Raw genomic sequence first — 25,243 nt, forward strand, 5'->3', positions numbered from 1 at the left:
ACCGGCGGTCCTTCCAGATAGGTGAACCTCACTTAGGTGAGACAAACCTAAAGCCGCTCCCACGGTGGTGGCCACTCCGTCTCAGGTGGGATGGATCACACCCCACCCCGTCGTCCGGAGTCCGTCAGACACCGAGCCAGCGGCGCAGCGCCTCCGCGCAGGTCTCGAGGTCGGCCACCGGGCAGAACTCGTCGTCGGCGTGGGCCTTGCTGGGGTCGCCGGGGCCGAAGTTCACCGCCGGGACCCCCACGGCGGAGAAGCGGGCCACGTCGGTCCAGCCGAACTTGGCCTGCGGCTCACCGCCGACGGCGGCCACGAAGGCCGCGGCGGCGGGCTGGTCCAGACCGGGACGGGCCCCGGCGGAGAGGTCGACCACCTCCAGCGCGTGGGGGGCGAAGAAGTCGCGGACGAACTCCACCGCCTGCTCGGGGCTGCGGTCGGGGGCGAAGCGGAAGTTGACGTCGACCACGCACCGGTCGGGGATGACGTTGCCGGCGATGCCGCCGCTGATGGCCACCGCGTTGAGGCCCTCGTGGTAGCGCAGGCCGTCCACCACGACCTGGCGCGGCTCGTGGTCGGCGAGCCGCTGCAGCACGTCGGCGGCGTCGTGGATGGCGTTGTGACCCATCCAGGCCCGGGCGGAGTGGGCGGCGGTGCCGCTCAGCTCGATCCGGGTCCGCAGCGTGCCCTGGCAGCCGCCCTCGACGCGGGCGTTGGACGGCTCACCCAGCACCGCGAAGGACCCCTCCAGCCACTCGGGGTGGTTGCGCGAGATGCGGCCGAGCCCGTTGCGCTCGGCCTCGACCTCCTCCTGGTCGTAGAAGATCCAGGTCACGTCGTGCACCGGCGTCACGGCCCGGGCGGCCACGGCCAGCGCGACGGCCACACCGCCCTTCATGTCGCAGCTGCCGCGCCCCCAGACGGCGTCGACGCCGTCGACCAGCAGCCGTCGCGACGGGAGGTTCCCGGCCACCGGCACCGTGTCGAGGTGGCCGGCGACCACCACCCGCTCCGCCCGGCCGAGCTCGGTGCGCGCCACCACCGTGTCGCCGTCGCGGTCGACGCGCAGGTGGCCGCAGCCGCGCAGCGCCTGCTCGACCTCGTCGGCGATCCGGGCCTCGTCCCCGCTGACGGACTCGAGGTCCACGAGGGCCTGCAGCAGGTCGGGCAGCGGGGCGGTGAGGTCGAGGGCCATGGCCGCGACCCTATCCGCGCCCGGCCGCCGTCCGGGTGCCAGCCGGACGGCGCTGTCGCCGGCAGCCACTACGCTCTGCGCCATGCCCGACGACATCCGCACCGCCTCCGGCTGGGGCCTGGCCACCGTCACCGACGGCGGCCAGGTGCTCGACACCTGGTTCCCCGCGCCCGCGCTGGGCGCCGCTCCGGCCGAGGCCCCGGCCGAGCTGGTCGCCGCCGAGGACCCGACCCGGCGCGTGCGCACCGAGGTCGTCCGCGTCGAGATCGACCTGGACGAGTCGCCGAGCGGCACCGCGGACGCCTACCTGCGGCTGCACCTGCTCAGCCACCGCCTGGTCCGCCCGCGCGAGCTGAACCTCGACGGCCTGTTCGGCGTGCTGCCCAACGTGGTGTGGACGACCGCCGGCCCCTGCGCCGTCGACGGCTTCGAGCAGGTCCGGGCCGCGCTGCGGGCCCGTGACGGCCACGTCACCGTGCTCGGCGTCGACAAGTTCCCGCGGATGGTCGACTACGTGCTGCCGGCGGGGGTGCGGGTGGCCGACGCCGACCGGGTCCGCCTCGGCGCCCACCTGGCCCCCGGCACCACGGTGATGCACGAGGGCTTCGTCAACTTCAACGCCGGCACGCTGGGCGCCTCCATGGTCGAGGGGCGGATCAGCCAGGGCGTGGTGGTCGGGGACGGCTCCGACATCGGCGGCGGCGCCTCCATCATGGGCACCCTCTCCGGCGGCGGCACCGAGGTGGTCTCCATCGGCGAGCGCTGCCTGCTGGGCGCGCAGTCCGGGCTGGGCATCGCCCTCGGTGACGACTGCGTGGTCGAGGCGGGGCTGTACCTCACCGCCGGGACCAAGGTGACGCTGCCCGACGGCCGGGTGGTCAAGGCCCGCGAGCTCTCCGGCGCCGACGGGCTGCAGTTCTGGCGCAACTCCACCACCGGGGTGGTGGAGGCCCGTCCGCGCGCCGGCAGCTTCAGCCTGAACGCCGACCTGCACGCCAACTGAGCCCGCCGCCGGACCAGCTGCGATGCCACCGCCTGCACGACGGACCCGGCTGCTGCGCTCCCTCGGCTGCCTCGGGCTGGCCGTGGTGGTGCTGCTCGGCCTCGCGGTGGGCGGGTTCGCCCTGCTGCGCTCGCGCGGCCTGGCCGACCCCTCGCCGTTCGAGCCGCGCTGCGTCGCGGTGGCCAACGACCTCGCGGTGACGATCACCCCCGACCAGGCCCACTACACCGCCATCATCACCGGGGTGTCGGTCGAGCGGGGGCTGTCCCCGCGGGCGGCCTCGATCGCGATGGCGACGGTCTACCAGGAGACCGGGATCCGCAACCTCGACGGCGGCGACCGGGACTCGGTGGGGCTGTTCCAGCAGCGCCCCTCCCAGGGCTGGGGCACGGTCGAGGAGATCATGGACCCCTACTACAGCACCGGACGCTTCTACGACGCCCTGGTGGAGGTCGACGGCTGGGAGACCGGCGACATCAACGACGTCGCCCAGGAGGTGCAGCGCAGCGGCTACCCAGAGGCCTACCGCGACCACGAGGCCGACGCCCGGGTGCTGGCCAGCGTCTTCACCGGCCACTCCCCCGCCGCGCTGCGCTGCTCCCACGGCGAGCTGGGCCGGGCCGACGTCGACGGGCTCACCGAGTCCCTCACCGACACCCTGGGAGACCTCGAGACGACCGAGGCGCCGGCCGGCGAGGACGGCACCCCCGCGTCGCTGTCGGTCCGCGCCCCGCGGGAGACGCTGGCGTGGACGGTGGCCGCCCACGCCGTCGCCAACGCCGGCCGCCACGGCGTGCAGTCGGTCGAGGTCGCCGGCACCACCTGGACCCACGACCCCGACGGGCTCGGCGAGTGGCTGCCGAGCGCCGCCACCGACCCCGACGCCGTCCGCATCACCTTCACCGCCGGCTGAGGGGCGCACCCGGCGAGGTGGCCACCATCACACCCCGGGCGGCCCTGCGAGGCCCCGCACGTGGCACCCGCGCTCCCTAGGCTGCCCGGCATGTCGACCTCCTTCCGCCCGCTGTGGCTTGCCGTCCCCGCCGTCCTCCTGCTCGCCGGCTGCGGCAACGCCGCAGAGGTGGCGATCGGGGAACCGGCGGAGATCGCGAACGGGACGCTGACGGTGACCGAGGTGAGGCAGGGCACGGCGCAGGACGTCGAGGTCCTGGACCTCGAGGACCTGCAGCAGCACACGCCCTACTTCGTCCGCTACCAGGTGGCCTTCGAGGAGGGCACCCCCGAGAACGAGCAGAACCTGTCGACCGCCCTCTGGGACGGGGAGGCGACCGGAGGCGAGATCTCGCCGGTGTGGGTGCAGCAGCTCGGTGACGTGTTCCCCTGCAACGGCGTGGCCGAGGTGACCGCCGGGAGGGGCGAGGGCTGCCAGCTCCTCATGGTCGAGCCCGGTGAGACCCTGGAGGCGGTGGAGTACGCCGGTCGCGCACGGTGGCCGGTCAACGGCAGCTGACCGGCCACCGCCGACCGGCTCAGGCCGGGCGCAGCCTCAGTGCCTGCATCCCGCCGTCGACCGCCAGCTCCACCCCGCTGGTGGACGAGCTGAGCGGGCTGGCCAGGTAGGCCACCGCCTGCGCGACCTCGTCGGGGCTGACCAGGCGCCCGTGCGGCTGACGGGCCTCCAGCGCCGCGCGCTCGGCGGCGGGGTCCTCGGCGCTGTCCAGCAGCCGCTGCACCCACGGGGTGTCGGCGGTGCCGGGGTTGACGCAGTTGACCCGGATGCCCTCGCGCAGGTGGTCGGCCGCCATGGCGCGGGTCAGCGCCGACACCGCGCCCTTGGTGGCGCTGTAGAGGGCCCGCTGCGGCAGCCCGGCCGTCGCGGCGATCGAGGAGGTGTTGACCACCGCCGCGGCGGGCGAGCGCCGCAGGTGCGGCAGGGCGGCGCGGGCCACCCGCACCATGCCCACCACGTTGACGTCGAAGACCCGGTGCCAGGTCTCGTCGTCGTTGGCGCTGACGTCGCCCTGGGCGCCGATGCCGGCGTTGTTGACCACCACGTCGAGCCGGCCGTGCCGCTCGACCACCGCGGCCACGGCCGCGTCCACCGACTCGGTCGAGGACACGTCGCAGCGGATGGAGGTGAAGGGGCTGTCGGGGTCCGGACGAAGGTCGAGCACCGCCACGGTGGCGCCGCGGCCGGCCAGCACCTCGGCGGTGCGGGCGCCGATGCCGGAGGCGCCGCCGGTGACCACGGCCACCAGGCCGTCGAAGTCGTTCACGACTGCTCCCCGCTCCGGTAGATCTGACGCTGCCGTCCCAGACCGTCGATCTCCAGCTCGACCACGTCGCCGGGCTGCAGGTAGGGGAAGCGGCCGGACAGCGCCACGCCCTCCGGGGTGCCGGTGAGGATGAGGTCGCCCGGCTCGAGGGTCATGTACTGGCTCAGGTCGCGGACCAGGTCGGCGACGGAGAACACCATGTCGCTGGTGCTGGAGTCCTGGCGCGGTTCGCCGTTGACCCAGCTGCGCAGCCGCAGCGCGGCGGCGTCCACCTCGTCGGGGGTCGCGACGTAGGGACCGAGCGGCAGGAAGCCCTTGCAGCACTTGCCCTTGCTCCACTGCCCGCCGCTGAGCTCGATCTGGAAGGTGCGCTCGGAGAGGTCGTTGGCCAGCACGTACCCGGCCACGTGAGCCAGCGGGTCGTCGTCGGGGCCGAGGTTCGCGGCCTCGGCACCGATCACCACGCCGAGCTCGACCTCCCAGTCGGTCTTGGTGGAGCCGCGCGGGATGGTCACCTCGTCGTCGGGGCCGGCCAGCGTGGCCGGGGACTTGAGGAAGATGATCGGCCGGCTCGGCGGCTCCGACCCGCTCTCGGCGGCGTGGGCGGCGTAGTTCATGCCGATGCAGATGAGGGCGCCGCCGCGGGGCAGGGCCGCGCCCACCCGCTCGCCGTCGACCGTGGTGGCCGGCAGGCTGCCTGCCGCCACCGCCTCGGCCAGCCGGGCCGGGCCCTCGGCCCAGAAGTCGTGCCCGAAGTCGGGGGTGAGGCCGCTGGCGTCGTAGTGGCGCCCCTCCACCTCGACCACCGGACGCTCGGCGCCCGGCGCGCCGATCCGCATCAGTCTCATCTGCTGCTCCTTCTCGTTTCTCGGGTGCCCGGCGGACCGGGCGGCTCTGGGGGTGGCCCCGCTCAGCCCGGCGCGGGCACCAGCCCGGCGGCGTCGAGGGCCTCGAACAGCTCGTCGGGGACCTGCTGGGCCACCCGGGCGAGGTTCTGGCGGACGTGGTCGGGGCTCTGCATCCCCAGGGCGACGCTGACCACGGCCGGCTCGCGCAGCGGGTAGGCGATGGCGGCGGCGGGCAGGGTGGTGCCGAACTCCCGGCACAGCTCGCCGATCGCGCGGACCCGGGTCAGGACGTCCTCGGGCACCGCGCCGTAGTTGTAGTGGCTGGCGGCACCCGGGTCGTCCTCGGCGAGCACCCCGGAGTTGAAGACGGCGGCGCAGACCACCGCCACCCCGGTGCGCCGACAGGTGGCGAAGAGCTCGCCCGCCCGCTGCTCGAGCAGGGTGTGGCGCCCGGCCAGCATCATGACGTCGGCGTCGGTCTCGGCGGCGAACCGCTGCAGCATCCCGGCCTGGTTCATGCCGGCCCCCCAGGCGCGCACCAGCCCCTCGTCCCGGAGCCGCGACAGCTCGGGGACCGCGCCGGCCATCGCCTCCTCGAAGTGGTCGTCGGGGTCGTGGATGTAGGCGATGTCGAGGTGGTCCAGCCCCAGCCGCTCCAGGCTCTCGTGGACGCTGCGACGCACCCCCTCGGCGCTGAAGTCCCACACCCGGACGAGGTCGTCGGGGACGTGGAACTCCCCGTCGCGTCCGGTGGGCGAGGGGTTGGGCCGCAGCAGCCGGCCCACCTTGGTCGAGAGCACGTACTCCTGCCGCGGCCGCTCCCGCAGGGCACGGCCGAGACGACGCTCGGAGACGCCCAGCCCGTAGTGCGGGGCGGTGTCGAAGTAGCGGATGCCGCCGTCCCAGGCCGCGGCGACGGTGGCCTCGGCCTGCTCGTCGTCGATGGCCTGGTACAGGTTGCCCAGCTGCGCGGTGCCGAGCGCCACCGGGGTGGGGTGCACGCCGCGGTCGTGCAGCCGCGAGGCCGGCGCGCTCACCGGACGTCCCAGCGGTAGGTGCGGCGGGCGGTGCCTCGCAGCAGCTCGTCCAGCTCCGTGCCGCTCGCCCCCGACTCACGCGCGACCAGGCCCACCCACTCCGACCAGGAGCGCCCCGGGGCGCTCCCCAGCGAGGACACCGGCCAGTCCGAGCCGACCACCGCGCGGTCGGTGCCGAAGAGCTCCAGGCCACGACGGACGTACCAGGCGGCCTGCTCGGCCAGCGGCTGGTCGGGGTCGGACTCGGCTCCGAGCCCGGACACCTTGAGCACCACGTTCGGCTGCCCGGCGAGCGCGCGGACGTCGTGCAGCCAGCCGTCGCGCAGCTCCGGCCGGCGCAGCGGCGGCTTGCCCAGGTGGTCCAGCACGAACCGCACCGAGGGGCTCCGGCGGACCAGCTCCACGACCTCCCCCAGCTGCGTGTGGCGGACCGTGACGTCGAAGACGAGGTTCCGCTCCGCCACCTCCGCCAGCCCGGCCAGCATCGCGTCGGTGACGACCGCACCCTCGGGCTCGTCCTGCAGCAGCCGTCGCACCCCCGTGACCAGCGGGTGCTCGGCCAGCCGGTCGAGGTGGTCGACCAGGCCGGGGCCGTCGACGGGGGCGGCGGCGACCATGGCCACCAGCCGCAGACCGCTCCCGCGGCCCGCCTCCGCCTGCTCCTCGACCCAGCGGACCTCGTCCAGCGACTGCTCGGGCAGGCAGTCGGCCTGCACCACCACCGACGCGGCAGCGGGGACGTCGACGGCCGCCTGCTCGACCAGGTGCGGGCGGGCGAGCTCGGGCGTGGCGTCCAGCCACGGGTAGCGCAGCCGCTGGGTATCCCAGAGGTGGAGGTGGGTGTCGACGACGTCCAACGCGGCTGTTCCCTTCGACGGCGAGCCAGAGATCCGACAACTTGCCGCCCACCGCTGGACGGTCCGGTGGCCCGCTCGACTCACCCTAGTGACGGCCTCCGACATGGTCCACACTGGTCCGATGAATGGTCCACGGTCGCAGACCGATGTGGTGGTCACCGGCGTCCAGCAGATGATCCTCGACGGCACCTTCGCCCCCGGTTCGCAGCTGCCGGTGGAGAAGGTCCTGGCCGAGCAGCTCGGCGTCTCCCGGGGTTCGCTGCGCGAGGGGGTGAGGGCGCTGTCGGCGCTCGGGGTGCTCGAGACCCGGCAGGGAGCAGGCACCTTCGTCACCACGCTGGCGCCGGAGCGGCTGCTGGGCGGTCTCGGCTTCTGGGTGCAGCTGCAGGCCGGACCCTCGGCGGCGCACGCCCACACGGTGCGCCGGGTGCTGGAGGTCGAGGCCGTGCAGCGGGCGGCGGAGCGTTTCACGCAGGCCCACACCGCCCGCGCCCGCGAGCTGCTGGACGGAGCGAGGCGGGCCATCGACGCCGACCCGGTCGACCACGAGGCGGCGATGCGCTCCGACCTCGGCTTCCACCGGCTGATCTCGGAGGTGGCGGGCAACCCGGTGCTGTCGGCGCTGATCGACGCCATGTCGGCGCCCACGCTGGCCGCCCGCTGGCAGGCGCTGTTCAACTCGCCCCGCCTGCACGACACCCACCGCGAGCACGAGGCCATCCTGGCCGCGCTCACCGACCGGGCACCGGACCGGGCCCGCGCCTGGATGGAGGTCCACCTGCACGGCGTCGAGGCGACCCTGCCGGAGTCGCCGGTCAGCCCGCGGTGAGCCGGGCCGCCGCGGCGGCGATCCGCTCGTCGGTGGCGGTCAGCGCCACCCGGACGTGCTGCCCGGTGACCTCGGGCTCGCCGTAGAAGTCGCCGGGGGCGACCAGGATGCCCAGGTCGGCCAGCCGGTCGACGCTGCGCCGGCAGTCCTCGCCGCGGGTGGCCCACAGGTAGAGGCCCGCGGTGGAGTGGTCGACGCGGAACCCGGCGGCCTCCAGCGCCGGCCGCAGCAGGTCACGGCGGGCGCGGTAGCGCTCGCGCTGGAGCGCCACCTCGGAGTCGTCGTCGAGCAGCGCGGTCATCGCCGCCTGCACCGGGGCCGGGACGATCATCCCCAGGTGCTTGCGGACCGCCAGCAGGGCGGCGACGAGGGCGGCGTCGCCGAGCACGAAGCCCGCCCGGTAGCCGGCCAGGTTGGACCGCTTGGACAGCGAGTGCACCGCCAGCAGACCGCTGTGGTCGCCGTCGCAGACGTCGGGGTGGAGCACCGAGACCGGCTCGGCCTCCCAGCCGAGCTCGCCGTAGCACTCGTCGGACGCCAGCACCGCACCGCGCTCGCGGCACCAGCGCACCCACTCCCGCAGCCGCTGCGGCGCGAGCACCTCACCGGTGGGGTTGGAGGGGGAGTTGATCCAGACCAGGGACGGCCGCAGGTCACCCAGCTCGTCGGGGTGGTCGGCGGCCACCGCGCGCGCCCCGGCCACCAGGGCCCCGACCCGGTAGGTGGGGTAGGCGGCGCGCGGGAAGACGACCGACGGGGGCGTGCCGTCCGCGGCGGGCGCCAGCCCGAGCAGGGTGGGCAGCCAGCCCACGAGCTCCTTGGTGCCGATGACCGGCAGGCACGCGTCGGGCGCCAGGCCCTCGACGGCCCAGCGGCGGGCCGCCCAGCCGGCCATCGCCCGGCGCAGCGCCGGCGTGCCGGCGGTGAGCGGGTACCCGGGCGCGTCGGCCGCGCCGGTCAGCGCGTCGCGGGCCCGGGCCGGGGTCGGGTCGACCGGGGTGCCGACCGACAGGTCGACGATGCCGTCGGGGTGGGCCCGGGCGCGCGCCGAGGCGTCGGCCAGCGAGTCCCAGGGGAAGTCCGGCAGGCCGCCGGCGATGCCGGAGCTCACCGCGCCCCCCGGACGGTCGCCGGGGCGGACGTCACGCGTCCGGCCCGGTGCGCTCCCGGGGAGGAGCCTCACTCATCGTGCTCCTGCGGCGGCAGGGCGGAGACCAGCTCGTGGTCCTTGTCGATGGGGCCCATCTTGGCCGCCCCGCCCGGCATGCCGATGCCGTCGAAGAACTGCACGTTGGCGTCGTAGTAGGCCTTCCACTCCTCGGGGACGTCGTCCTCGTAGAAGATCGCCTCCACCGGGCAGACCGGCTCGCAGGCGCCGCAGTCGACGCACTCCTCGGGGTGGATGTACAGCATCCGGTTGCCCTCGTAGATGCAGTCCACGGGGCACTCCTCCACGCAGGCACGGTCCTTCAGGTCGACACAGGGCTGCGCGATGACGTACGTCACTTCAGAACTCTCCTCTGGTGCGTGTGCGGTGCCGAGACGGCGACACGTCCCAGTATGGCTGCTCGGGGCGGGTGGTGCAGGCCAGGTCCACCTGGCTCACCGGCAGACGATCTCGTCACCGGGGTCGTAGGTCCAGGTGTAGCTGTCCCGCTTGACCTCCTTGCCGTCGCGGATGAACGCGCGGTGGTAGCGCGCGGTCAGCCCCGGCGTCGGCGCCTGGTACTCGCAGTCCGGCGCGTCGCTCTCGATGCGGCGGCCGGAGGTGAAGTCGGACTTCGTCGGCTCCGGGGTGCGGATCTCGTCCCAGACCTTGGTGCTCCAGATCTTCACCGTCAGCGAGCCCTGGTCGCGACCGGCGGAGCTGCGCCGGTCGGCCTGGATCACGACGCCGTAGGGGGTGTTGTTCTTGAACCTCAGGTCGAGCGAGCCGTAGTACACGGTCGCCTCCCGGCCCGCCGGGTAGCGCTCGAAGTAGAGCGTGTGCGGGTGGTGCTCGACGTCCTCGAGCCCGGCGGCGAAGGCGGCGTTGAACAGCGTGGTGGCGCCCTGCGAGACACCGCCGCCGGACTCCTTGACCAGCGTGCCGCCCTGGATGACGTAGCCCTCGGCGAAGCCGTTCTCGGGGGTGCGCTCCCCCACCACGTCGTTCATCGAGAAGGTCTCGCCGGGAGCCAGCCAGTAGTTGTCGACCCGCTCGGCGACCTGGCCGAGGTTGATGTCGCGGTACTCCGCCGGCGGGTAGTAGGTGGTGAACTCCCCCACCACCTCGGTGACCTTGGCCTCCTCCGCCTCGGCGGTGGTGAACTCGGGCTCCTCCTCGGTCAGCTCGACCTCGGCGGAGCGCTCCCGGCCGGACTTCGCGAGCACCGGCTGGACGGCGGTGAGCAGGTCCTCGGCGGCGACGGTGGCCCCCTTCTCGGCCTCCACCAGGGTGGGCTCGCCACCCTCGAGGCGCCAGTAGGCGTCCTTCGGCTCGTCGACGTCGAGCTCGGCCTCGATGCTGTCCTCGCTGCCGGCGAGCAGCTTCTCGGCGTCGTAGCGGGCCACGTAGGTGCCCTCGGCCACCTCGAAGCGGGTGGCGGCGGCGATGGCCTCCGGCGGCACCTCGAAGCTGCCGGCCTCGCCGGCGTCGACCCGGACCGGTCCGTCCACGGCCGGCTCGGCCACCTCCTCGGCGACCTGCTCGGCCTCCTCGGTGGTGACCTCGGGCTCGACGACGCTGGCGGCGGCCTCGACGGAGGTGCTGCTCAGGTAGGCCTCGGCCAGAGCCTCGGCGGTGAGGTCGCGGTCCACGGTGACGCCCGGGGAGGACTCGCCCACCTCCACCTCCAGCCCGTCGTAGGCGAGGGTGGCGTTGCGGGGTTCGCCGTCGACCTCCTCGGCGAAGTCGGCCACGGCGGCGTCCAGGGCTCCCTGGTCGACGCGGACCACGGGTTCACGGGCGCTGCCGCCGGTGAGCACCTGCCAGATGTGCAGCGGGTCCCAGGACCGGCCGGCGCCGGCCTCCTCGACCGAGGCCGCGGCGTCCAGCGCCAGACCCGCCTCGGCCGGCTCCACCTCGCTGCTGACCTCCCCCGCCGTCAGCGTGATCGGCGCGGTGGCGCGGGGCGCCAGCTCGCGCTCGAGGGTGGCCACCGCGTCCTCGCGGCTGAGTCCCCCGATGGGCACGCCCCCGACGGAGGCGTTGCGGGGTGCGCGGTCGCCGGCGAGCAGGTAGCCGGCCAGGTAGATCCCGCCCAGGACCAGCACGACGGTGGCGACGGCGACGCCGACGACCAGCCCCCGGCTGCGCCTGGGGCGGTTCGGGGACGTCGTGGCGGTGGTCTTCTCGGTCAATTCAGACAGCCTCGGTTGACTGGGCCTGGGCACGCTGGATGCGCGCCCGAGGGGGCACGGACTGCACGATCCTACGACAGCGGGGTGCGCCGCCGCGGTCGGACGACGGCGCGGCCGTCAGGCCCAGCGGCGGAACCCGCCCTCGGAGTCGATGACCTGCCCGACCACCCAGCGGCCGTCGTCGCTGACCAGCCAGGCGATCAGCCGGGCGGGGTCGTCGGGTTCGCCGAACCGTCCTCCAGGGAAGGCGGCGAGCACCTGCTCCAGCACCGCCGGGTCGCGGTCGGTCGTCGCGACGTCGAGGTAGCCGGTGTTCACCGGTCCGGGGTTGACCGCGTTGACCACGATGCCGCGCTCGATGAGGTGGTCGGCCACCGTGCGCAGGGCGCCCAGCAGGGCACCCTTGGAGGCCACGTAGGCCACCTCGTCGCGCATCGGGCCGAGGTGCTGGCCCGAGGACAGCCACACCACCCGGCCCGGCGGCTGCTGACCGGGGCGCCAGCCGTCGAAACCGGGCTGGGCGGCGAAGGCCTTGGTGAGCAGCAGCGTGGAGCGCGCGTTCACCTGCCAGTGGCCGTCGAGCATCTCCGGCGTCTGCTGCGGCAGGGCGGCGTCGCCGCCGGAGCGGGCGTGCACGCAGACCAGGGCGTCCAGGTGGCCGAGCTCGGCCGCCAGGGCCGCGACCACCCGGTCGGGGGCGTCGGGATCGGCGAGGTCGGCCGGCACCTCCGCCAGCCGGGCCCCCGGCACCAGCTGCTCGCGCAGCTCGGCGGTGACCGCGGCGGGGTCGTCGGCGCCCCAGGGCTGGGCGGCGTCGTGGGCGGCGTGGGAGGTGAGGGCCAGCGAGGCGCCCATCCGGGCCAGCCGCGAGGCGACGGCGAAGGCGATGCCGCGGCGCCGGCTGACGCCGGTCACCAGCGCGGTGCGCCCGTGCAGGGGGTGTTCGGAGCTCACCGTCGGCATGCTGCCGCAGCGCCGGCGCGGGCACCACCGTCTTTCCGGCTGGCATAACCGGGGCGCCCGCGGCGTTGCGCCGACGTGCACACGAACACGTCGCCCGGCCCCGTCCAGCAGCAGCCCGGCCGGTACCACGGGGAGTACAAGGTCACCGAGGGCAAGCTCGTGGTCGCCGACCTGAGCGTCGAGGACGGCCGGATCGCCTCGGTCGTCCTCTCCGGGGACTTCTTCCTCGAGCCCGACGACGCGCTGGGCTGGATGAGCCGGGCGCTGGTCGGGCAGCCCGCCGACGCCACGGTGGCCGAGCTCAGCGACGCGGTCGACCGGGCCGCCGGCGCCGCGGTGCTGGTGGGCTTCGACGCGCGGGCGGTCGCCCTGGCCGTGCTCCGCGCGCTCGGCCGCTCGACGAGCTGGTCCGACCACCGCTTCGAGCTGCTGGAGACCGGGCCGCAGCACCCGGCCATGCAGATGGCGCTGGACGAGGTGATCGCCCGCCAGCTCGGCGAGGGGCGGCGGGGACCGGCGCTGCGGGTGTGGCAGTGGGCCTCCAACGCCGTCATCATCGGCTCCTTCCAGTCGCTGTCCAACGAGGTGGACCTGGCTGCGGCCGCCCGCCACGAGGCGACGGTGGTGCGCCGGATGTCCGGCGGCGGCGCCATGTTCGTGGAACCGGGCAACACCATCACCTACTCGCTGTACGTGCCCTCGACGCTGGTGGAGGGCCTCAGCTTCGCCGAGTCCTACGCCTTCCTCGACGCCTGGGTGGTGCGGGCGCTGCGCGGGCTCGGGGTGGACGCCCGCTACGTCCCGCTCAACGACATCGCCTCACCCGCGGGCAAGATCGGCGGGGCGGCCCAGAAGCGGCTGGCCAGCGGGGTGGTGCTGCACCACGTGACCATGTCCTACGACATCGACGCGAGGAAGATGCTCGACATCCTGCGCATCGGGCGGGAGAAGGTCTCCGACAAGGGGATCGTCAGCGCGGCCAAGCGGGTGGACCCGATCCGCTCCCAGACCGGTCTCCCGCGCGACGCCGTGGTGGAGGCGATGACGAGCCACTTCCGTGACAGCTACGGGCTGCAGCCGGCCGACGTCGACGCCGCCACGCTGGCCGAGGCCGAGGCGCTGGCCGTCTCGAAGTACTCCGACCCCGCCTGGCTGGCGCGCGTCCCCTGACCCGGCTCAGCCGGTGAGGTAGCGGCGACGGCGGTACAGCAGGGCGGGGTCGTCGCGCTCGCCGGGGTCGGTGGCGACGACCCGGCCGATCACCACGGTGTGGTCGCCGGCGTCCACGACCCGCTCGGTGCGGCACTCCAGCCAGGTGAGGGCGCCCACCACGACGGGCGTGCCCGAGACCGGGCTGGGGCGCAGCTCGATGTCCGGCAGGCTGGCCAGCCGCTGCGGCCGGGGCCTCGACAGCGCCCGTGCCACCGGCTCCTGGTCACCGGCCAGCAGCGAGACCACCCAGTGCCCGGCCGCGCTCAGGTGTCGGCGGAAGCTGCCCTCCTGGCGCACGCTGACCATCACCATGGGCGGGCGCAGCGACAGCGAGGTGAAGGACGTGCACGTCATGGCGTCGAACTGGCCCTGCTCGATGTCGCTGCCCGGACCGCCCAGCGCCGCCACCACGCTCACCCCGGCGCCCAGGTGGCTCATGGCACGGCGCAGCTCGTCCCCGCTGACCCCCTCGCTCACAGCAGCCCGGCGAAGACGTCGTCGGCCATCCCCTCACCGGGGAAGGGGACGCCCTGGGCCAGCCGGTAGTACTCGTCGGACCAGCCCTCCCCGGAGGTGATGAGCCGCCAGAACGGGTGCTCGAGGTCCACCTGGCTGCGGTGGGCCCGCAGCGCGGCCGCCTTGTGGCCCGCCCAGTCGTCGCCCGGGATCCGGACGTCGATGTCGTCGTCGGCCACCAGCGTCGGCGGGATCTCGTCGCCCTCGACGTCCCAGTCGCTGAAGGACTCCGTGTCACCGGACTCGCGCAGCCGCTGCAGCGCCCGCCGCATCGCCGAGACGGCCATCGCCGACCACAGCAGCCGCGAGACCGTCCAGGCCGGCCCGAGGTCGCGGCGGTAGCTGGCGGTCTGGGCCAGCGCCACCGCGTAGGTGGTGACGCGGTGGGCCTGGACGTGGTCGGGGTGGCCGTAGCCGCCGAACTGGTCGTAGGTGATCACCACCTGCGGGCGCCGGTCGCGGATCAGGGCGACCAGGTGGTCCGCGGCCTGCAGCAGGTCGGCCCGCCAGAAGCTGTCCTCGTGCACCACCGGGGCGGGGACGACGCCACCGCGCTCGTCGTAGGCCATGCCGGAGTCGCGGTAGGTGCCGTCACCGCCGAGCCGGACGAAGTCCTCCACCCCGAGGGCGGCCATCGCCTCGGTCAGCTCGGTGACCCGGTGCCGGCCCAGCGCGTCGTCCTCGCGCAGGTGGGCCAGGTCCTCGGCGACGATCTCGCCCTCCTCGCCCAGCGTGCAGGTCACCAGCGTGACCTGGGCCCCCTCCGCGGCGTAGCGGGCCATGGTGGCCGCCGTCTGGCTGGCCTCGTCGTCGGGGTGGGCGTGCACGAACATCACCCGGCGCTCGGCCGGCGGGCTGGAGGTCACCCGCCCGATCCTAGACCGGGCCGACGCCGGACCTGGCCGGGTGGCGCCCGCGCGGGCGCCCGTAGGCTGCCGCCGTGCCCGCCGCCGACCCGTGGATCCGCCCCGAGCCCGGAGGTGCCCCGCGGTGGGGCCACCGCGAGGGCCTCAGCGTCGGGCTGCCGCCGCTGCTCGGCCCGCGGGGGCTGCTGCGGGTGTACGCCCCGTACCTCGGCCACGAGCCGGAGCGGATGGTGAACTACGTGGCCGTCGAGCCGCGTCCGCGCCGCCGCTGGCGCCGTGGGTTCTCCGAGCTGGAGCGCAGCCGCCTCGACGACGACCAGGGGCTGCGGCTGTGGACGGGCGAGGACGGCCCAGACCCCGGCACCGTGGCCGAGGTGGACGGCGTGGCGACGCTGACGGTGCTGGTGCACTGCGAGCGCTTCGCCAACGGCGCCGAGGTCGACGTGCGCGTCCGCTTCCGCGCCGACCGGCCCCACGAGGTCGAGCTGGCCGCCGCGGCCCGGCCGGGGTCGGCCCCGCTGGCCAGCTGCGTGCTCACCGCCACCATGGGCAACTACGCCCGGCTGCGCACCCTGCGGCTGGCCGACGGCCCGGTCGGAGCCGGGCAGCTGTGGCCCCGCCACCGGGGACGCCGGTTCACCCGCCGGGCCCGGTTCGGCCTGGACCGGCTGCCCCGTGACGCCGACGGCTGCGCGGTGGTGGCGGTCACCGGGGACGAGCCCGACCCCGCGGCCGCCGTCTACGCACCGGGCGTGGCGGCGCACTGGCACTGGCACGGGCTGCCCGCCGAGCAGGCCTGGGTCGTGCCCGACCCGCACCCGCGGCTGGTCGCGGCCGTCAACGGTCGCGTGACCTACTGGGCCAGCGACGCCCCCATCCCCGGCGGGGTGGCCTTCGAGAACGTCGAGGTGGTCGAGCCCTACCGTCCGCTGCGGCCGCTGCGGTTCCGCGTCGAGCCGCGCTGATCCGACGGCGGGCGCCCCGGTGCTCCGACCTCGGACACGGCGGAGCCCGTCCTGCTGCGTAGTCGCAGCGGAACGGGCTCCGCTGCCGGGCCGTCAGGAGATCTCGGAGAACCACCGCAGACTCTCCACCACGTGAGGCCGGAGGACGGAGTGCCCGCCGTCGAACTCGTGGTAGGTCACGTCGTAGCCGTCGCGGCGCAGGGCCGGGACGAGACGGCGGCTGGTGCGCCCGATCGGCAGCACCTCGTCCCGGGTGCCGTGGGTGACGAAGAACGCCGGCCGGCCCTGACGGCGGTCGGCCGCCTGGAAACCCGGCGAGAAGGCCACCACCTTGCCGAAGACGTCGCCGTTGGCCAGCCCCAGGGACAGCGCGTACGAGGCGCCGTCGGAGAAGCCGGCGACGCCCACCTCGGACGGGTCGAAGCTGTGCTGCTGGAACAGCGCCTGCAGCGCGGCGTCGAGCGCGGGGGTGTCGGGATCGGCGCCGCCGCGGACCATCGACCAGGTGGGGCCGGCGCTGGCAGGCGCCAGCACGACCAGGCCGAACTCGTCGGCCACCGGCTCGAAGAGACCCAGCGCGTCAGCCGGTGCACCGCCGGCGCCGTGCAGCGCCACCACGAGACCGGACACCTCGCCCCGCGGCACCCGGAGCAGGCCCTTCCGGCCGTTGGTCAGGTCGAGGGTCGTGGTGCCGGGCGACGGCGACGACGACCCGACGGGTCCCGGGCGGGCCCTGAGCTGCAGCCGCGACCGCGGCGACGGCGGCGGCGGCGGCGGCGGCGGCGGCGAAGGGTGGCAGGCCGCCGCCGCGAGCAGCAGCCCGCTCAGCACCCAGCGACGGCTCATCCGGCTCAGCACGGACGAGCACTACCCGCACCCCGCGCCGGCTCACCGGTCGGACGTCACGGAGCCTGGTCCCCGCGGGGCCCGGCCGGACGCCAGGCTGCGCTCAGGAGACGTCGACGGTCTCCACGATGGTCCGCGGCTCGGCGAAGTGGCAGGCGGAGTCGTGCGCCGACACCCCGTCCGGGCGCGGCGCGAGCGGCGGGGGCTCGACGGCGCAGACGTCCTGGGCCTTCCAGCAGCGGGTGTGGAAGCGGCAGCCGGAGGGCGGGTTGGCCGGGCTGGGCACGTCACCGGAGAGGACGATCTCCTCCCGCCGGCCCCGCAGCGTGGGGTCCGGCACGGGCACGGCCGACAGCAGCGCCTGGGTGTAGGGGTGGGTGGGGCGTTCGTAGATCTGCTCCTCGTCGCCGAGCTCGACCATCGAGCCCAGGTACATCACCCCCACCCGGTCGGAGATGTGGCGCACCACCGACAGGTCGTGGGCCACGAACACGTAGGACAGCCCCAGCTCGTCCTGCAGCCGCTCCATCAGGTTGACCACCTGCGCCTGCACCGACACGTCCAGCGCCGACACCGGCTCGTCGCAGACCAGCACCTTCGGGTTCAGGGCGATCCCCCGGGCGATCCCGATGCGCTGGCGCTGGCCGCCGGAGAACTGGTGGGGGTAGCGGTTGATGTGCTCGGGGTTCAGCCCCACCAGCTCGAGCAGCTCCTGCACCCGCCGGCGGCGGCCCTGCCGCGGCTCCACGGCCGGGTGGATGTCGAAGGGCTCCTGGATGATGTCGCCCACGGTCTTGCGAGGGTTGAGCGAGGTGTAGGGGTCCTGGAACACGATCTGGACGTCGCGGCGCAGCTGGCGCAGCCGGTTGCCGTCGGCGGCCACCATGTCGACGACGTCGGGGGCGCCGGCGTCGAGGTCCTCCACGGTGCCGCCGAACGCCAGCCGCCCGCTGGTGGGGCGCTCCAGCTGCACCAGCAGCCGGCCCAGGGTGGACTTGCCGCAGCCGGACTCGCCGACGATGCCCAGCGTCTCGCCCTTGTACAGGTCGAAGCTGACGCCGGCGACGGCGCGGACCTGCCCGGTGGTGCGGCGCAGCACGCCGGTCCTGATCGGGTAGTGCTTGACCAGGTCGCGTGCGCTGAGGATGACCTCGCGGCTCATCGTCCCTCCTCCTGGGCTCCCGGGTGCGTGTGGTCGAACTCGACCTCGCTGTCGGCCAGCACCCGGTCGGTGAAGTGGCAGGCCGAGCGCCGGCCGGGGCGCACCTCGATCAGCGGCGGCGGCGGGTCGTGCCGGCAGACGTCCTGGGCGTAGGGACAGCGCGGGTTGAACGGGCACCCCGGCGGGATCCGGGTCAGGTTGGGCGGCAGCCCGCCGATCGCCGACAGCTCCTGGCCCTTCTGGTCCAGCCGCGGGATGGAGGCCAGCAGCCCCTTGGTGTAGGGGTGCGCGGGAGCGGCATAGATCGGGTGGACGTCGGCGGTCTCGACCAGCCGCCCGGCGTACATCACCGCGATCCGGTCGGCCACGTCGGCCACCACGCCGAGGTCGTGGGTGATCAGGATGAGGCCCATCCGGCGCTCCTCCTGCAGCTCGGCCAGCAGCGCCATGATCTGGGCCTGCACGGTGACGTCGAGGGCCGTCGTGGGCTCGTCGGCGATCAGCACCGCCGGGTCGAGAGCGATCGCCATGGCGATCATGATCCGCTGCCGCATGCCGCCGGAGAACTGGTGCGGGAAGGCGTTGACCCGCTGCCGGGCCGCGGGGATGTTCACCCGCTCCATCAGCCGGATCGCGCCCTCGCGGGCGTCGCTGCGGTTGGCCCCGCGGTGCACCCGCAGCATCTCCGCGATCTGCCAGCCCACCGGGAACACCGGGTTCAGCGAGCTCAGCGCGTCCTGGAAGATCATCGAGATCTCCGGGCCGCGGACCTCACGACGCTGCTTCTCGGTCAGCCCCAGCAGGTCGGTGCCGCAGTAGCGGATCCGGCCGCCGGTGATGAAGCCGGGCGGGCTGTCCAGGATGCCCATGATCGCCTGGGCGGTCACCGACTTGCCGGAGCCGGACTCCCCCAGCACGGCCAGCGTCTCGCCCTCGTCGAGGGAGAAGCTGACGCCGTTGATGGCCTTGGCCACCCCGTCGCGGGTGCGGAACTCGACGAAGAGGTCCTCCACGTCGAGCAGCCGGCCGTCGACCGGGGTCCAGCTGGACTCGGCCGGCACCGGACGTCCGGCGCCCTGCAGGGTCTCGCTCATGCTCGCCTCACCTCAGCTTGGGATCGATGGCGTCGCGGACGGCGTCGCCCAGCATGATGAACGCCAGCACCGTCAGGGACAGGAACAGCGACGGGAACAGCAGCATGTGCGGCGCCGCCCGGACGAGGCCGATGCTGGAGGCGATCGAGATGTCGTTGCCCCAGGAGATGGCCGGGTCGCGCAGGCCGATGCCGAGGAAGGCCAGCGTCGCCTCGACCGCGATGTAGGTGCCCAGGTTGATGGTGGCCACCACGATCATCGGCGCCACCGCGTTGGGCAGGATGTGCCGCACGATCAGCCGGGGTGCCGAGGCGCCGAGCGCCCGCGCGGCGTTGACGTAGTCGTTGGGCTTGACCTGCAGCACGGAGCCGCGCATCAGCCGGGCCAGCGACGGCCAGCCGAAGACGACCAGCACCGCCACCACCCGCAGCACCTGCGAGACCAGGCCCGAGCCGGGGCCGGGCTGGAAGAGGTAGGCGGCCAGGATGCCGGCCAGCAGCAGCGGGATGGCGAAGAACACCTCGCCGATGCGCGACAGCAGGGCGTCCAGCCAGCCGCCGTAGAAGCCGGAGACGAGCCCGACGACCGAGCCGACGACCACGGTGCCGACGGTGGTCAGCAGCCCGACCATGATGGAGGCCCGGGCGCCGTAGACCACGCGGGCGTAGACGTCGTAGCCCTGGCTGGAGGTGCCGAAGACGTGCTCGGCCGACGGTGGCTGGCGGGCCACGGCCAGGTCGCCGTAGAACGGGTCGGCGCTGGTGAAGAGCTGCGGCGCGGCCGCCATCAGCAGGAACACCAGGATCAGCGCCGAGGACACCCAGAACAGCGGGTTGCGCCGCAGCGAGTCCCAGGCGTCGGACCACAGCGAGCGGACCTGGTCCTGGCCGGCGCTGCGCTCCTCGCCGGCGGGCTGGGTGCCGAACTCGGAGACCGCGATGCCGGCGGGGTCAGTCATGGCTGATCCTCGGGTCCAGGACGCCGTAGAGGACGTCGACGAGCAGGTTGGCCAGCAGGTACACCAGCACCAGGCAGGTGATGGTGCCCACCACGATGGAGCCGTCCTTGGTGTTGATGCCGTAGAACAGGTACCCGCCGATGCCGTTGATGTTGAAGATGCGCTCGGTGACCACCGCCCCACCCATCAGCGCACCGATGTCGTAGCCGATGAAGGTGATGACCGGGATCAGCGAGTTGCGCAGCGCGTGCACCCCGATGGTACGTCGCGGCGTCAGCCCCTTCGCCCGGGCGGTGCGCACGTAGTCGGCGCGCAGGTTCTCGATCAGGGTGCCGCGCATCAGCCGGGCGATGTAGGCCACGGAGAAGGCGCCGAGCACCAGCCCGGGCAGCACCAGCTCGCCCCAGCTGCCGCCGGTCGAGGTGACCGGGAAGAGGCCGAAGCGGATCCCCAGCACCAGCTGGGCCAGGCCGCCGACGACGAAGACGGGGATGGAGATCACCACGAGGCTGGAGACGGTGACCAGGTAGTCCAGGAAGCGGCCGCGGCGCAGCGCGGCCAGGATGCCGGCGGCGATGCCGATCAGCGTCTCGAAGACGACCGCGATCAGCGCGACCTTCACCGTGGTGGGCCAGCGGTTGAGCAGCTCGGTCGCCACCACCTGGCCGTTGAAGGCGGTCCCCAGGTCGCCCTGGAGGACCTTGAGCATGTAGAGCCCGTACTGCACGACGAGCGGCTCGTCGAGGTTGTACTCGGCCCGGAACTGGGCGATGTAGGCCGGCGGGCAGGGCCGGTCGCCGCACCGTCCGGCGGCCGGGTCGCCGATGGCGAACACCATGACGAAGATCAGGAAGGTGGAGCCGATGATCACGGGGACCATCTGCAGCAGCCGGCGCAGCACGTAGGTTCCCACGCGACCTCCTCGGCCCCGACGGGCCAATCGGACTTCAGACGGACACGGACGGACACGCCACGGTCGGCCCCGGACGAACCGGGGCCGACCGTGGCGTCAGGGCCTCAGCCCGTCACCTGCACACCCGCGACGTCCGGGACGCCGAACGGGTTGATCTTCACGTTGCTGACCCGGTCCGACCACGCGACGGTGGTCTTGCGGTAGGTCAGCGGAGCCGTCGGGAAGTCCTTGCCCAGCTCGGCCTCGGCCTGCTGGTAGAGGCTGTTGGCCTCGGACTCGTCGGCCGCGGCCGCCTGGGCGAGCAGCTCGTTGAAGCGCGGGCTGGCGTAGTCGGACCAGTTGGAGTCCGCGCCCTCCTGGTAGATCGGCGCCAGGAAGTTCTCGATGGACGGGTAGTCCATCTGCCAGCCGGAGCGGAACATGCCGGTGTACTCGTCGCTGTCGATGCCGTTGTTGAAGGTGGCGAAGTCGACGACGCCGTTGAACTGGCAGTCCAGACCCAGGTTGTTGCTGATCTGGTTGCAGATGGCCTCACCGATCTGCTGGTTGCCCGCACCGTCGGTGTTGGCGGTGTAGGTCAGCGTGCCCTCGTAGCCACCGGCCTGCTCGTAGAGCGCCTTGGCCTTGGCGGCGTCGAAGACGCACGCCTCGCCGCAGGCGTTCGGCTGGTAGCCGTCGACCACCGGCGAGACCCAGCCGGTGGCCGGGACCTCGGAGTTGCTCAGCACGGTCTGGGCGATGGCGGCCCGGTCGATGGACATCGAGATGGCCTTGCGCAGGTCGGGGTTGTCCGCGAGCTGCTCGTCGGCCGGGGAGAAGGTGATGTAGCGGATGCTGCCGGCCTCGCGCTGGGCGGTGCGGTCGGGCAGGTCGGAGAGGTAGGCGTCGCCGATCAGGTTGTCCGGCGGGACCTGGTCCAGGATGTCGAGGTTGCCCGCGACCACGTCGGCGTAGGCGGCCGAGATGTCCTGGTAGATGCGGTACGTGACCTTGTCGACGGTGGCCGGGTAGTCACCGGAGTAGTCGGCGAACTTGGTCAGCACCATCTCGGTGCTGCTGATGGACTCGACCTGGAACGGGCCGGCGCCGATCGGCTTGGCCTCGTAGCCCTCCTGGTCGTCGAAGAAGGAGTCCGGCAGCGGGGCGAAGGCGCTGTAGCCCAGGCGCACCGGCAGGTTGGAGACCTTCTCGGTGGTGGTGATGGTGAAGGTGTAGTCGTCGACGACGGCCAGACCGCTCATCGAGTCGGCCTCGGCCGGGTTGGCGTCGCAGTCGCCGTCGTCGCCGCACTGGACGTCGTCGAAGCCCTCGATCGGGGTGAAGAAGTAGGAGCCGGCCTGGGCGTTCTCGGCGGCCGCGGTGAAGTTCCAGGCGTCGACGAAGTTCTTGGCCTTGACCTCGGTGCCGTCGTGGAACTTGTAGCCCTGCTTCAGGGTGACGGTGAAGTTCTGGTTGTCCTCGGTCTCGATGGACTCGGCGATGTCCATCTCGGGCTCGGCGGTGTCGACGTTGTAGTGCACCAGCTTCGAGACGAAGGCGTCCAGCACGTTGCCACCGCACACCTCGGAGGTGCCACCGGGGATCAAGGGGTTCTCGGGGGTGCAGCCGTTGATGGTGATCTCCCCGCCGCCCTGTCCGGTGCTGGCCTGGGGTTCCTCGGTCGAGTCTCCGCCGCCACAGGCGGTCGCGAGCAGCGCGACCGACGTGAAGGCGGCGACGACCATCGCGCGAGAGCGTGCCCGCATGTGGTGTCCTCCTTGGGGACGGCCGCCCGGATCGCGGACGGCCAGTGACGAGGGACGACGAAATATCTCGCGCATCCCGGTGCGTATGCCGATCTTTCTAGTCGACCACCCGACCACCTGCAACCAGGGTGCCGGTCGGCGCGGCAGGCGCAACACAATCGTGACCTCGGCCCCGACGCGCCGCTCAGGCCCGGCCGAAGCGCTGCACGGACGTCAGCGCGCGCCGCAGCGCGTCCCCGCAGTCGACCAGCGGACGCCTCACCGCCGGGTCCAGGTCGTCGCGCGCCAGCACCGCGTCCACCTGCTCCAGCGTGCCCGGGTCGACGTGCGCGGCGGGGAAGGAGCGGGTCACCACCGTGCTCAGCGACCAGCCGCTGCGGAAGCCGCTGGTGGCGGCGACGCCGTCGAGCCACCGCGGCACGAGCGGGGCGGTGAGCTCGTGCTGCTCGGGCAGGAAGAGGCCGTCGGCCACCGCGTAGACCTCGTAGGCGCTCAGCTCCGAGGGCTGCAGCACCACCTGCAGGGCCCACTCCTTCGCCGCCGCGGTGGGCAGCGAGGCACGGCAGCGGGCCGCCTGCGCCCGCCCGACCGCCGTCGGGTGGCGCTCGAGGGTGGGCTCCACCACCTGGTCGCGGCCGAGCACCGACATCCGGACCGCGATCCGCCAGGTCAGGTCCTCGTCCAGCTCGCGTCCCGGCGGCAGCCCGGTGCCCTCCCACCAGCCCGTCAGCCGGTCCTGGTCGGTGGTGGTGTCGATCAGCGTCCGCCAGGCCACCAGCTGGCGGTCGCCGCCGGGCTCGGCCCCGGTCAGCAGCGTCTCGGCCAGCGCGGCCAGCCGGGCGGCCACGGCCGGACGGTCGGCCGCTGCGGTGTACGGCCCGGCCCACGTCCCCGCCGCGGCCCCCAGCACCGTCTTGACCACCACGTCGCTCGGCTCTGCCGGCAGCTGCTCCTCGAGCAGCGTGAGCGCCGCCGCCGGGTCCAGCTCGGCGGACAGCACGCCGTCGCGGACGCTGTTCCACACCACGATGCGGGCCGGGGTGGACTCCAGGGAGGCGAGCGCGTCCAGCCCGGACCAGCCGTCGGCCAGCCGCACCCGGGCCCAGGTGGCGTCGTCGGCGTCGGGGACGACGAGCGACCCGGCCGGCAGCCCCAGCCTGACCGGGCTCGCCGCCACGGTCACCGCCTCCCGCGCCAGCTCGCGGCCGTCGGCGCCGAAGGCGGCCACCTGCACGGCGTGGCTGCGCCCGCTGCCGCCCTCGGGGGCCACCCGGGTGAGCCGCCAGCCCTCGTCGTCGCGGGCGACCTCCAGCCGGTCCATCCCGCTGGTCTGCAACCAGGCCCGCTGCCAGCCCTCGAGGTCGACGGCGCCGGCCCGGGTCCAGGCGGCCATCAGGTCGGCCAGCTCCGCGTTGCCGTAGGCGTGACGGGCGAAGTGGTCCCGCAGCCCGGCGAGGAACACCCTGTCCCCCAGGTGCACGGCGAGCTGACCCAGCACGGCCGCGCCCTTGGCGTAGGAGATGCCGTCGAACTGGCTGAGCGCCTCCGCCGCCGTGGCCGAGCCGTTGCCGGCGACCGGGTGGGTCGAGGGCGCCTGGTCGGCCACGCTCCCCCACGCCTTGCGGACGATGCCGAAGTCGCTCCACGCGTCGTAGCCGGTGGCCTCTGAGCAGACCCGCTGGGCCATGTACTCCGCGAACGACTCGTTGAGCCACAGGTCGTCCCACCACCGCATGGTGACCAGGTCGCCGAACCACATGTGGGCCATCTCGTGGGCGATCGTGCTGGCCCGTCCGCAGCGCTCGAACTCCCCGGCGGCCCCGGTGAACACCATCTGGTCGCGGAGCGTGACGCAGCCGGGGTTCTCCATCGCGCCGGCGTTGAAGTCGGGGACGAAGGCCTGGTGGTACTCCCCGAAGGGGTACCGCAGCCCGAACAGGCGGTGGTAGGCGTCGAAGGAGGCCCGGGTGACGGCCAGCACGTCGGGGGCCTCGCGGCGCAGCGCCTCGGCCAGCGACGCCTTGGCGTGGACCCCCAGCGGGATGCCGTCGTGCTCGTCCAGGACGCTGGCCCAGGGCCCGGCCACCAGCGTGACGAAGTAGCTGGCCAGCGGGCGCGGCTGCCTGATCTCGACCAGCCCGGGGGCCAGCTCGACCGCCGGCCCGTTGCCCAGCACCCGCCAGGTCCCGGGCGCGTGCACCAGCAGGGTGACCGGGGCCTTGAGGTCGGGCTGGTCGAAGCAGGCGAACCAGCGCGGCGCCGCGTCGAGGAAGCTCATCGCGTACAGGTAGGTCTCGCCGTCGGCGGGGTCGACGTGGCGGTGCAGACCCTCGCCGTCGGAGCTGTAGGCCATCTCGGCCTCCACCACCAGCTCGTTGTTCAGCTGGTCGCCGTCGAGGGCGAGCCGGCCGTCCACCACGTCGGCATCCAGCTGCACCCCGTTGAGCACCGCCCGGTGCAGCCGCACGCAGGACACGTCGACGAAGGTGCGCCACGTCGCGCCGCCGGTGCCGGTGGAGAAGTGCAGGGTCGTGGTGGAGGTGAAGGTGTCGGCGGTGCGGGCGTCGCGGAGGTCGAGCTCGACCCGGACCGAGTGCACCGAGAGGAGCGCGGCGCGCTCGCGCGCCTCCTCCCTGCGGAGTGATGGCATGGGCA

The 25,243-nt window shown here is 73.7% G+C and carries 24 protein-coding genes; 6 read left to right on the forward strand and 18 right to left on the reverse strand.

Going from position 1 to position 25,243, the window contains the following annotated elements:
* Nucleotides 1-124: 124 nt before the first annotated feature.
* On the reverse strand, nucleotides 125-1,195 hold the full coding sequence (dapE, locus tag GC722_RS09230) for a succinyl-diaminopimelate desuccinylase (RefSeq protein WP_156609607.1): 1,071 nt from the start codon (nucleotides 1,193-1,195) through the stop codon (nucleotides 125-127).
* Nucleotides 1,196-1,277: 82 nt separating this feature from the next.
* Here dapE and dapD point away from each other — a divergent pair, with 82 nt between their 5' ends.
* From dapD to GC722_RS09245, 3 genes are all read left to right on the forward strand, one after another.
* Complete coding sequence (gene dapD, locus GC722_RS09235; RefSeq protein WP_156609608.1) at nucleotides 1,278-2,198, forward strand: 2,3,4,5-tetrahydropyridine-2,6-dicarboxylate N-succinyltransferase; 921 nt, start codon at nucleotides 1,278-1,280, stop codon at nucleotides 2,196-2,198.
* Between the two features lie 22 nt (nucleotides 2,199-2,220).
* Entirely contained in the window at nucleotides 2,221-3,111 is an 891-nt protein-coding gene (locus GC722_RS09240) for a hypothetical protein (RefSeq protein WP_156609609.1), read from the forward strand.
* A gap of 90 nt (nucleotides 3,112-3,201) precedes the next feature.
* A complete protein-coding gene (locus tag GC722_RS09245) occupies nucleotides 3,202-3,669 on the forward strand; it encodes a hypothetical protein (protein ID WP_156609610.1) in 468 nt (155 codons plus the stop codon).
* Nucleotides 3,670-3,688: 19 nt separating this feature from the next.
* On the opposite strand, the gene GC722_RS09250 is transcribed toward GC722_RS09245, so the two are convergent.
* The 4 genes from GC722_RS09250 to GC722_RS09265 form a co-directional block, all read right to left on the reverse strand.
* Nucleotides 3,689-4,435, reverse strand: a complete 747-nt coding sequence (locus GC722_RS09250) for an SDR family NAD(P)-dependent oxidoreductase (RefSeq protein ID WP_331714601.1) — start codon at nucleotides 4,433-4,435, stop codon at nucleotides 3,689-3,691.
* Complete coding sequence (locus GC722_RS09255) at nucleotides 4,432-5,283, reverse strand: fumarylacetoacetate hydrolase family protein (protein ID WP_156609611.1); 852 nt, start codon at nucleotides 5,281-5,283, stop codon at nucleotides 4,432-4,434. Before GC722_RS09255 ends, GC722_RS09250 begins: the two co-directional genes overlap by 4 nt.
* Nucleotides 5,284-5,345: 62 nt before the next feature.
* Nucleotides 5,346-6,320, reverse strand: coding sequence for an aldo/keto reductase (locus tag GC722_RS09260; RefSeq protein ID WP_197429924.1), 975 nt, complete (start codon nucleotides 6,318-6,320; stop codon nucleotides 5,346-5,348).
* The gene (locus GC722_RS09265; RefSeq protein WP_197429925.1) at nucleotides 6,317-7,177 is read right to left on the reverse strand and encodes an amidohydrolase family protein; all 861 of its coding nucleotides are present in this window, start codon (nucleotides 7,175-7,177) and stop codon (nucleotides 6,317-6,319) included. Before GC722_RS09265 ends, GC722_RS09260 begins: the two co-directional genes overlap by 4 nt.
* A 121-nt stretch (nucleotides 7,178-7,298) precedes the next feature.
* Between GC722_RS09265 and GC722_RS09270 the strand changes: the two genes are divergently transcribed.
* Nucleotides 7,299-8,006 carry a FadR/GntR family transcriptional regulator gene (locus GC722_RS09270; protein ID WP_156609613.1) on the forward strand — a complete coding sequence of 236 codons (708 nt, stop codon included), beginning with the start codon at nucleotides 7,299-7,301 and terminating at the stop codon, nucleotides 8,004-8,006.
* Here the strand turns inward: GC722_RS09270 and dapC are convergent.
* The 4 genes from dapC to GC722_RS09290 form a co-directional block, all read right to left on the reverse strand.
* Nucleotides 7,993-9,117, reverse strand: a complete 1,125-nt coding sequence (dapC, locus tag GC722_RS09275; RefSeq protein ID WP_331714602.1) for a succinyldiaminopimelate transaminase — start codon at nucleotides 9,115-9,117, stop codon at nucleotides 7,993-7,995. The two genes, GC722_RS09270 and dapC, sit on opposite strands and share 14 nt — an antisense overlap.
* Nucleotides 9,118-9,185: 68 nt before the next feature.
* Nucleotides 9,186-9,512: a ferredoxin gene (gene fdxA / locus GC722_RS09280; RefSeq protein WP_331714603.1), complete on the reverse strand. Its 327-nt coding sequence runs from the start codon at nucleotides 9,510-9,512 to the stop codon at nucleotides 9,186-9,188.
* Between the two features lie 96 nt (nucleotides 9,513-9,608).
* On the reverse strand, nucleotides 9,609-11,348 hold the full coding sequence (locus tag GC722_RS09285; RefSeq protein WP_156609614.1) for a VanW family protein: 1,740 nt from the start codon (nucleotides 11,346-11,348) through the stop codon (nucleotides 9,609-9,611).
* Nucleotides 11,349-11,465: 117 nt separating this feature from the next.
* Nucleotides 11,466-12,311 (reverse strand): SDR family oxidoreductase, encoded by an 846-nt coding sequence (locus GC722_RS09290; RefSeq protein ID WP_156609615.1) that lies wholly within the window; start codon nucleotides 12,309-12,311, stop codon nucleotides 11,466-11,468.
* Nucleotides 12,312-12,386: 75 nt separating this feature from the next.
* Between GC722_RS09290 and GC722_RS09295 the strand changes: the two genes are divergently transcribed.
* The gene (locus GC722_RS09295; protein WP_331714604.1) at nucleotides 12,387-13,481 is read left to right on the forward strand and encodes a lipoate--protein ligase family protein; all 1,095 of its coding nucleotides are present in this window, start codon (nucleotides 12,387-12,389) and stop codon (nucleotides 13,479-13,481) included.
* Between the two features lie 6 nt (nucleotides 13,482-13,487).
* On the opposite strand, the gene GC722_RS09300 is transcribed toward GC722_RS09295, so the two are convergent.
* Together GC722_RS09300 and mshB are read right to left on the reverse strand one after the other, a co-directional pair.
* Nucleotides 13,488-14,000: a flavin reductase family protein gene (locus GC722_RS09300; RefSeq protein WP_156609616.1), complete on the reverse strand. Its 513-nt coding sequence runs from the start codon at nucleotides 13,998-14,000 to the stop codon at nucleotides 13,488-13,490.
* Entirely contained in the window at nucleotides 13,997-14,905 is a 909-nt protein-coding gene (gene mshB, locus GC722_RS09305; RefSeq protein WP_331714605.1) for an N-acetyl-1-D-myo-inositol-2-amino-2-deoxy-alpha-D-glucopyranoside deacetylase, read from the reverse strand. The genes GC722_RS09300 and mshB overlap by 4 nt, the downstream gene beginning before the upstream one ends.
* A gap of 74 nt (nucleotides 14,906-14,979) precedes the next feature.
* On the opposite strand from mshB, the gene GC722_RS09310 reads away from it, so the two are divergent.
* Nucleotides 14,980-15,870 (forward strand): hypothetical protein, encoded by an 891-nt coding sequence (locus GC722_RS09310; protein WP_197429927.1) that lies wholly within the window; start codon nucleotides 14,980-14,982, stop codon nucleotides 15,868-15,870.
* A 93-nt stretch (nucleotides 15,871-15,963) separates the two neighbouring features.
* Here the strand turns inward: GC722_RS09310 and GC722_RS09315 are convergent, their stop codons facing one another.
* The 7 genes from GC722_RS09315 to pepN all read right to left on the reverse strand — a co-directional run bounded on the left by GC722_RS09315 (nucleotide 15,964) and on the right by pepN (nucleotide 25,238).
* Nucleotides 15,964-16,728: an alpha/beta hydrolase gene (locus GC722_RS09315; protein ID WP_197429928.1), complete on the reverse strand. Its 765-nt coding sequence runs from the start codon at nucleotides 16,726-16,728 to the stop codon at nucleotides 15,964-15,966.
* 91 nt (nucleotides 16,729-16,819) lie between these two features.
* Nucleotides 16,820-17,878 carry an ABC transporter ATP-binding protein gene (locus GC722_RS09320; protein ID WP_156609618.1) on the reverse strand — a complete coding sequence of 353 codons (1,059 nt, stop codon included), beginning with the start codon at nucleotides 17,876-17,878 and terminating at the stop codon, nucleotides 16,820-16,822.
* Entirely contained in the window at nucleotides 17,875-18,972 is a 1,098-nt protein-coding gene (locus GC722_RS09325) for an ABC transporter ATP-binding protein (protein WP_156609619.1), read from the reverse strand. Before GC722_RS09325 ends, GC722_RS09320 begins: the two co-directional genes overlap by 4 nt.
* Nucleotides 18,973-18,979: 7 nt before the next feature.
* Nucleotides 18,980-19,930, reverse strand: coding sequence for an ABC transporter permease (locus tag GC722_RS09330; RefSeq protein WP_156609620.1), 951 nt, complete (start codon nucleotides 19,928-19,930; stop codon nucleotides 18,980-18,982).
* Nucleotides 19,923-20,843, reverse strand: coding sequence for an ABC transporter permease (locus GC722_RS09335; RefSeq protein WP_331714606.1), 921 nt, complete (start codon nucleotides 20,841-20,843; stop codon nucleotides 19,923-19,925). Before GC722_RS09335 ends, GC722_RS09330 begins: the two co-directional genes overlap by 8 nt.
* A gap of 104 nt (nucleotides 20,844-20,947) precedes the next feature.
* Nucleotides 20,948-22,588, reverse strand: a complete 1,641-nt coding sequence (locus tag GC722_RS09340) for a peptide ABC transporter substrate-binding protein (protein WP_156609621.1) — start codon at nucleotides 22,586-22,588, stop codon at nucleotides 20,948-20,950.
* A 184-nt stretch (nucleotides 22,589-22,772) separates the two neighbouring features.
* Nucleotides 22,773-25,238, reverse strand: coding sequence for an aminopeptidase N (pepN, locus tag GC722_RS09345; protein ID WP_156609622.1), 2,466 nt, complete (start codon nucleotides 25,236-25,238; stop codon nucleotides 22,773-22,775).
* Between the last annotated feature and the right edge of the window lie 5 nt (nucleotides 25,239-25,243).

Origin of the sequence: Auraticoccus cholistanensis (genome assembly GCF_009742705.1) — a bacterium.
GTDB classification, from domain to species: Bacteria; Actinomycetota; Actinomycetes; order Propionibacteriales; family Propionibacteriaceae; genus Auraticoccus; species Auraticoccus cholistanensis.

Bases quoted from the DNA above. Each gene is read 5' to 3' on its own strand.
- GC722_RS09340 (WP_156609621.1), bottom strand. From the start codon at position 22,588: ATGCGGGCACGCTCTCGCGCGATGGTCGTCGCCGCCTTCACGTCGGTC.
- dapD (WP_156609608.1), top strand. From the start codon at position 1,278: ATGCCCGACGACATCCGCACCGCCTCCGGCTGGGGCCTGGCCACCGTC.
- GC722_RS09330 (WP_156609620.1), bottom strand. From the start codon at position 19,930: ATGACTGACCCCGCCGGCATCGCGGTCTCCGAGTTCGGCACCCAGCCC.
- dapE (WP_156609607.1), bottom strand. From the start codon at position 1,195: ATGGCCCTCGACCTCACCGCCCCGCTGCCCGACCTGCTGCAGGCCCTC.
- GC722_RS09240 (WP_156609609.1), top strand. From the start codon at position 2,221: ATGCCACCGCCTGCACGACGGACCCGGCTGCTGCGCTCCCTCGGCTGC.
- GC722_RS09255 (WP_156609611.1), bottom strand. From the start codon at position 5,283: ATGAGACTGATGCGGATCGGCGCGCCGGGCGCCGAGCGTCCGGTGGTC.
- GC722_RS09245 (WP_156609610.1), top strand. From the start codon at position 3,202: ATGTCGACCTCCTTCCGCCCGCTGTGGCTTGCCGTCCCCGCCGTCCTC.
- pepN (WP_156609622.1), bottom strand. From the start codon at position 25,238: ATGCCATCACTCCGCAGGGAGGAGGCGCGCGAGCGCGCCGCGCTCCTC.
- GC722_RS09270 (WP_156609613.1), top strand. From the start codon at position 7,299: ATGAATGGTCCACGGTCGCAGACCGATGTGGTGGTCACCGGCGTCCAG.
- GC722_RS09325 (WP_156609619.1), bottom strand. From the start codon at position 18,972: ATGAGCGAGACCCTGCAGGGCGCCGGACGTCCGGTGCCGGCCGAGTCC.
- GC722_RS09320 (WP_156609618.1), bottom strand. From the start codon at position 17,878: ATGAGCCGCGAGGTCATCCTCAGCGCACGCGACCTGGTCAAGCACTAC.
- GC722_RS09290 (WP_156609615.1), bottom strand. From the start codon at position 12,311: ATGCCGACGGTGAGCTCCGAACACCCCCTGCACGGGCGCACCGCGCTG.